6 protein-coding genes and 1 pseudogene are annotated in these 6,552 nt (G+C 68.1%); 6 read left to right on the top strand and 1 reads right to left on the bottom strand.

The genetic code is table 11. From position 1 onward, the window contains the following. Positions 1-126 precede the first annotated feature (126 nt). A complete protein-coding gene (locus ACZ4XD_RS36955; protein WP_468049914.1) occupies positions 127-1,524 on the top strand; it encodes an MFS transporter in 1,398 nt (465 codons plus the stop codon). Beyond that, positions 1,521-2,747 carry an FAD-dependent monooxygenase gene (locus tag ACZ4XD_RS36960; protein ID WP_468049915.1) on the top strand — a complete coding sequence of 409 codons (1,227 nt, stop codon included), beginning with the start codon at positions 1,521-1,523 and terminating at the stop codon, positions 2,745-2,747. Before ACZ4XD_RS36955 ends, ACZ4XD_RS36960 begins: the two co-directional genes overlap by 4 nt. A gap of 452 nt (positions 2,748-3,199) precedes the next feature. Here the strand turns inward: ACZ4XD_RS36960 and ACZ4XD_RS36965 are convergent, their stop codons facing one another. Next, a complete protein-coding gene (locus ACZ4XD_RS36965; protein ID WP_468049916.1) occupies positions 3,200-3,613 on the bottom strand; it encodes an arsenate reductase ArsC in 414 nt (137 codons plus the stop codon). An 89-nt stretch (positions 3,614-3,702) separates the two neighbouring features. On the opposite strand from ACZ4XD_RS36965, the gene ACZ4XD_RS36970 reads away from it, so the two are divergent. From ACZ4XD_RS36970 to ACZ4XD_RS36985, 4 genes and pseudogenes are all read left to right on the top strand, one after another. Further along, entirely contained in the window at positions 3,703-4,017 is a 315-nt protein-coding gene (locus ACZ4XD_RS36970) for an ArsR/SmtB family transcription factor (RefSeq protein ID WP_467007358.1), read from the top strand. Beyond that, positions 4,014-5,120, top strand: coding sequence for an ACR3 family arsenite efflux transporter (arsB, locus tag ACZ4XD_RS36975; protein ID WP_468049922.1), 1,107 nt, complete (start codon positions 4,014-4,016; stop codon positions 5,118-5,120). Before ACZ4XD_RS36970 ends, arsB begins: the two co-directional genes overlap by 4 nt. Continuing rightward, positions 5,117-5,869 (top strand): annotated as a pseudogene (locus ACZ4XD_RS36980) (FAD-dependent oxidoreductase); the annotation flags it as partial. The gene arsB and the pseudogene ACZ4XD_RS36980, both read left to right, overlap by 4 nt. Before the next feature lie 29 nt (positions 5,870-5,898). Then, on the top strand, positions 5,899-6,552 hold a 654-nt coding region (locus tag ACZ4XD_RS36985; RefSeq protein ID WP_468049920.1), incomplete at its 3' end, for an alpha/beta hydrolase.

Consider the following 6,552-nt stretch of genomic DNA (forward strand, 5'->3'; position numbering starts at 1 on the left):
CAAGGGGAGCGTGCTCCGCATTGCGCGCCGGGGGGGGTGGCCGTTGTGCCGGCGCGGGGCAGAGAGGGCGGCGGCGGGAGTCGGTGGCCACCCCCCTACTCGCCCGCAATGACGGAAAGGATGTCCATGACCGCAACTCTGGCTCCCCCGGTACGCATCGGGAAGGCCGCTGTCGGGGCCCTCGGCATGCTGGCAGTCGCTACCGGTGCCTTGGAGTCGGTGGTGACGCCGACGCTCCCGCTCCTGCAACGCGAGCTGGACATGAGTCCCGCCGAAGGGGCGTTACTCAGCATCATGCTCCTCATCACCGGCGCGCTCGTCACACCGGTCGCAGGCAAGTTAGGCGACCGCTACGGCGGAAAACGGGTCCTGGTCCGGCTGATGGCGGTGGTCTGTGCCGGTGGTCTGGTGTCCGCCCTGGCGCCGAACCTGCCGGTGCTGCTGCTCGGTCAGGTATTACAGGGGGCGATGGTGGGCGCACTGCCCCTGTCATTCATCCTGGTGCGCGCACACCTCCCCGCGGGCGAGTCGACGGTGGCCATCGGGGTGGTCAGCGGTTTGTTCGTGGGCGGCGGCATGGGGGGAACGCTGTCGGCCGGGCCCGTGGCGGAAGGGCTGTCCCGGCACTGGATGTTCGCGTTGCCGACGATCGCGGTCATCGGGGCCACCATGCTGGTGAACAGGCTGATGCCGCATGATCCGCCGGGCCGGTCGGACGACGCCGGGGTCGACTGGTCCGGCCTGGTTCTCCTGAGCGGGACGCTGGTCACGCTCATGCTCGTGCTCACGATGGTGCCCGACCTCGGCTCGCAGCCCCTCGTACTCGGCGCCCTCATCGTGGTTCTGGCCGCCTTCGTGACCGGATGGACAGCCGTTGAGCGTCGTGCGGCCTCGCCGATGGTCGATCTGCGCATGCTGGCACGGCCTGCGGTGTGGAAGTCATGTGCGCTGACGTTCGTGATGTGCGCCGGTACCTCGGTGGCGGTCTATCTCGTCCCGCAACTGTTCGCGGTGTCCTCCCGTGAGTACGGTTTCGGGGCCGGCGCCACCGAGATCGGCTTCTTCCTGCTGCCCGGCGCCGTGGCCGCGTCACTGGCCGGACCGATCAGTGGGATCGGAGCGCGGCGTTTCGGCTCGCGTGCCGTGGTCTGCGCCGGGATCGTCATCATGGCCGTCGCCCTGATCGCCCTGGCAGTCGTGCACACAGAGGTCTGGCACCTCGTCATCGGCAAGGCGTTGATCGCGCTTGCCAACGGCCTGTGCGTCACGGCGATGGTGACCAGCACCGCCACATCCGTCGATCAAGGTGACACCGGCATCGCCACCAGCTTGGTTCTGGTGACTCGCGTGCTCGGCTACGCCGTGGGTGTGCAGGTCAGTGGTGCGATCCTCACCGCCGGCACCCCTTCTGGGTCGGATGTCCCGGCCGAATCGGCCTTCGTCACCGGCTTCGTCTTGGCCGGCGCCGTCACGGCACTGTCCCTGCTTGTCGTCCGGACCATGAGCAAAGGAGTCAAGGAATGACCCGCACCGATCTGTTGAGGGATCTGCGTTCCACGCCGAGGCGCAAGGTCCTGATATCTGGAGCCGGCGTCGCGGGGTCTGCCCTCGCGTTCTGGCTGAACCGCTACGGATTCGCGGTCACGGTGGTCGAGAAGGCGGGGACACTTCGTGGCGGGGGTTACCCCATCGACGTGCGCGGCACGGCGATCGAGGTCGTCCGGAGGATGGGAATCCTGTCGCAACTCAAGGACGCGCACATCGACCTGCGCCGACTGACGTTCCTCGCCGGGGACAGCAGCAAGGTGGCCTCGGTCAACCCGTACACCGTCACCGGCGGTGTCGCGGGACGGGATCTCGAGGTGCGGCGCGGGGATCTGACCGGCGCTCTTTACGCGGCGGTCCGTGACGACGTGGAGTTCTTGTTCAACGATTCCATCGACGCCCTCGACCAGTCCGGCCACGGGGTCGACGTCACCTTCCGCGGAGGCAGCAGGCGTACGTTCGACATGGTCTTCGGTGCGGACGGCCTGCACTCACGTACCCGCGAGTTCCTGTTCGGCCCCGAAGAGCAGTTCCACCGGTACCTCGGCTACTGCTTCGCCGGGTTCACCATGCGCAACACCTTCGGGCTCGCCCACGAGCTCATGATGTGGAACACCCCGGGCAGAGCCGCCGCACTCTACGCCGTGGGGGACAACGACGATGTGCACGCCTTCCTGAACTTCGCTCACCCGGAACCGCCTTTCGACGCGTTCCGGAATCCGGAAGCCCAACGGGACTTGGTCGCCGCGGTCTTCACCGACGCGGGATGGGAGGTCCCGGGCATGCTTGCCGCCATGCGCGACGCGGATGACCTGTTCTTCGACGGGGTCAGCCAGATCCGCATGCCCCGCTGGTCCAGCGGCAGGGGCGCGCTGGTGGGCGACGCCGCTTACGCGCCCTCGTTCCTTACCGGTCAGGGCTCCAGCCTCGCGCTCGTCGGCGCGTACATGCTCGCCGGTTCCCTGGCCGACCGGGACCACGCCGCGGGCTTCGCTGCCTACGAACACAACACCCGTGAGTTTGTGACCGTGAACCAGGAGCAGGTCGGCGAGGGCGATGCCACGCTTTTCCCGACCACCGCTCAAGCCCTGGAGCAGCGCAACGACATACTGCGCAATCTCAGCGCCATGCCCTCCGCGCAGGAACGACCGGCTCATTCGGCCCTCACCCTGCCCGAATTCAGGTCGTGGGTGAGTTCGTAGGGGGTATCCCGCCCTCGATGAGTGCGGGGGTGCGGCCCGCGCGGCGTCCAAGGAGGCCGCTCGGGAGCCTTGCCGCACAAGTGGGGTCGAATCCTTGATCCGGGGGTCCCCGTTCGTGCTGGGTGGTGCTGTCCTCGCAGGTCAGCACCATCCACCATGACGCGTATTCCTGCTCGTGACGACTGATGCCCGACTATCCGCTCACGCATCGCTCACGCATCCGCCGAGCTGACCACTGAGCGCACAGCGGTGCTCGCCCATCACGTCGTTGGGTGCCCCGCTTATTTGATTGCCTTGCGCCCAGGCCACGTTGCCCCATCACCGGGTGCGCACAGCGTTGCTGGTGGTGGCCTGATTAGGGGGCCGTGGTGATGCCGCCTGCGGCTGGCGCAGTGTGAGGGCGGCCGTCTACCCGGCGGGGCCGGAGCCGATGATGGTGCGGATCTCGGCGGTCACTTCGCGGACTCCGCGTCGATCTCGGCGATGAGGGCTTCGATGCGGGTCTTGATCTCGTCGCGGATGGGGCGGACCGCTTCGACGCCCTGACCGGCCGGGTCGTCCAGCTTCCAGTCCAGGTATCGCTTGCCGGGGAAGATCGGGCAGGCGTCGCCGCAGCCCATCGTGATGCACACATCCGATTCCTTGACCGCGTCCACGGTGAGGATCTTCGGCTTCTCGGCGGAGATGTCGACGCCGACCTCCCGCATCGCCTCGACCGCGGCAGGGTTCATAGCGTCAGCAGGGGCGGAACCGGCCGAGCGGACCTCAATACGATCTCCAGCCAGGTGGTTCAGCCACGCGGCAGCCATCTGCGAACGGCCGGCGTTGTGGACACAAACGAACAGCACAGAAGGCTTGTCGGGCATCAGATCTCTCTTGTCTCACGACGGAATCAGGCACGAGTGACATCAGCACCGGATGGCGTCAGCCGCCACTGATGTGACAGTATCAGTCCATGATGACGTCAGTCGACACTGACCTGATCCGGGTTCTTGCGGACCCCCTCAGGCTCCAGATCGTGACCCTGCTTGCCCACGAGACCCTCTGCACCACGCATCTGGTTGAGGAGACGGGCGCCAAGCAGACCAACCTCTCCAACCACCTGCGGGTCCTGCGCGAGGCCGGTGTAGTGGAGACCGAGCCGTGTGGCCGCTTCACCTACTACAAGCTGCGACCTGACGTCATCGAGGCCGTGGCCGGCTCGTTCTCGAACCTGGCCGCCGTCGCCCGTGCCACCGATGCCGCCGACAAGAAGAGGGCTTGTCCGTGACCCCTACCGAACCGTCCACGACCACGAAGGCGACCCCGGAGCCCGAGTCCGGGGTCGTCGCCAAGCTGTCGACCCTGGACCGCTTCCTGGCCGTCTGGATCCTCATCGCGATGGCCCTCGGCCTGGGTCTGGGTCGCCTCGTCCCCGGCCTGAACGACGCCCTGGCCAAGGTCGAGATCGGGGGCATCTCGCTGCCGATCGCCGTCGGCCTGCTGATCATGATGTACCCGGTGCTGGCCAAGGTCCGCTACGACAAGCTCGACGCCGTCACCGGCGACCGCAAGCTCATGGTCTCCTCGCTGGTCATCAACTGGATCCTCGGCCCCGCGGTGATGTTCGCCCTGGCCTGGATCTTCCTGCCGGACCTGCCCGAGTACCGCACCGGGTTGATCATCGTCGGCCTGGCCCGCTGCATCGCCATGGTCATCATCTGGAACGACCTGGCCTGCGGCGACCGCGAAGCCGCAGCCGTCCTCGTCGCCCTCAACTCGGTCTTCCAGGTCATCGCCTTCGGCCTGCTCGGCTGGCTCTACCTCGACCTGCTGCCCGGCTGGCTCGGCCTCGGCGACAGACAGCACCTCGACATCTCCATGTGGAAGATCGCCCTCAACGTCGTCATCTTCCTCGGCATCCCGCTGCTCGCCGGCTTCCTCACCCGCCGCCTCGGCGAATCGAAGCTGGGCCGTGAGCGGTACGAGAGCAGCTTCCTTCCGAAGATCGGCCCGTTCGCCCTCTACGGGCTGCTGTTCACGATCGTCATCCTCTTCGCGCTGCAGGGAAAGACGATCACCTCGCAGCCGATGGACGTCGCCCGGATCGCGCTGCCGCTGCTGGCCTACTTCGCGATCATGTGGTTCGGCACCTTCGCCCTCGGCAAGGGCCTCGGCATGGCCTACGACCGCACCGCGACCCTGGCGTTCACGGCGGCGGGCAACAACTTCGAGCTGGCCATCGCGGTCGCCATCGCCACCTTCGGCGTCACCTCCGGCCAGGCCCTCTCCGGCGTCGTCGGCCCGCTGATCGAGGTGCCCGTCCTGGTCGCCCTGGTCTACGTGTCCCTGGCCTGGCGCAAGAAGTTCGCAGCCTCACAGCTGGGTTCATGACACAAGGCGTCGATGTGGTGGTGGTCGGCGGCGGCCAGGCAGGGCTCGCCGCCGGCTACCACCTGCGCCGCCAGGGCGTGGACTTCGTCGTCCTGGACGCTGAGGTCACGCCGGGCGGGGCCTGGCAGCACACCTGGGACTCGCTGCACCTGTTCTCGCCGGCCGCCTACTCCTCGCTCCCGGGACGGCTGATGCCGGCCCAGCGCGGCGAGACCTACTCCGACGCCGGGCACGTGGTGGGGTACCTCGCCGAGTACGAGAAGCGCTACGAGCTGCCCGTCCAGCGCGGCGTCCATGTCCATGCCGTACGCCGCGACGGCGCCCGGATGCGAGTGGAGAGCGATGGGGGGACCTGGCGGGCACGGGCGGTCATCAGCGCCACCGGCACCTGGTCGCGTCCCTTCCTGCCCGCCGTCCCCGGCCAGGACGTCTTCGCCGGGCGCCAGCTGCACACCGTGGGCTACCGGCGGCCGGCCGACTTCGCCGGGCAGCGCGTCATCGTGGTCGGCGGCGGCAACTCCGGCGCGCAGATCGCCGCCGACATCGCCCTGGACGGCGTCGATCTGGAGTGGGTGACACAGCGCCCGCCGCGGTTCCTGCCCGACGACATCGACGGCCGGGCCCTGTTCGACGTCGCCACCGCCCGCCGCCGCGCCCTGGACGAAGGCCGCAGCGACACCGGCGGCGTGGCCTCGCTCGGTGACATCGTCGCCGTGCCGCCCGTACGCGCCGCCCGGGATGCCGGGCTGCCTGGGCTACCAACAGGGCCCGGGAGCTGATGGTCAGCATCTGGTATCCGGCCCGTCGGGCGAAGGGATATCCGCGTCAGCCGTACATGCCTGCCGGCGTCGCGCGTTCCGTGGACGAATCCGGTTCCTTCAATCTTGCCGGGCCCGGCCAGGTGGACTGGGCCGGCATCCGCACGGAGGCGGCCGCCGTTGCCCCGGTCGACGACCGTGAGGGCCGGCCTGTCGTGCTGTACTCATCGGGCTTGCGGGTCTCCCGGACGCTAGGCACCTCGACAGCGGTGGAGCTGGCGAGCCGTGGCTATGTCGTCGTCACCGTGGACCACACTGATGAGGCCCCTGCGGTGGAGTTTCCCCGGGGCCGGGTTGAGCTGGAAAAACCGATGTCCGGAATCGAAGGATTGAAGAGGGCCGTGGACACCCGGGTGCGCGACACGCGCTTCGTTCTCGATCGGCTCGCCGCGCTGCATCGCGGTCGGAACCCGGACGCAGAGGGGCGTCGACTGCCTAAAGGGCTGGGGAAGGCGCTGGACATCGAGAGGGTCGGGATGTACGGCCATTCAGGCGGGGGCGCCACTGCGGCTGAGACCATGCGCGTGGACCGCCGTATCGACGCGGGTATCAACATGGAGGGCACGCTTCAGTTCAACGACAGCGAATACCTTCCCGTGGCGCTTACAGGACTG

This window comes from Streptomyces sp. NPDC029466, assembly GCF_055574515.1.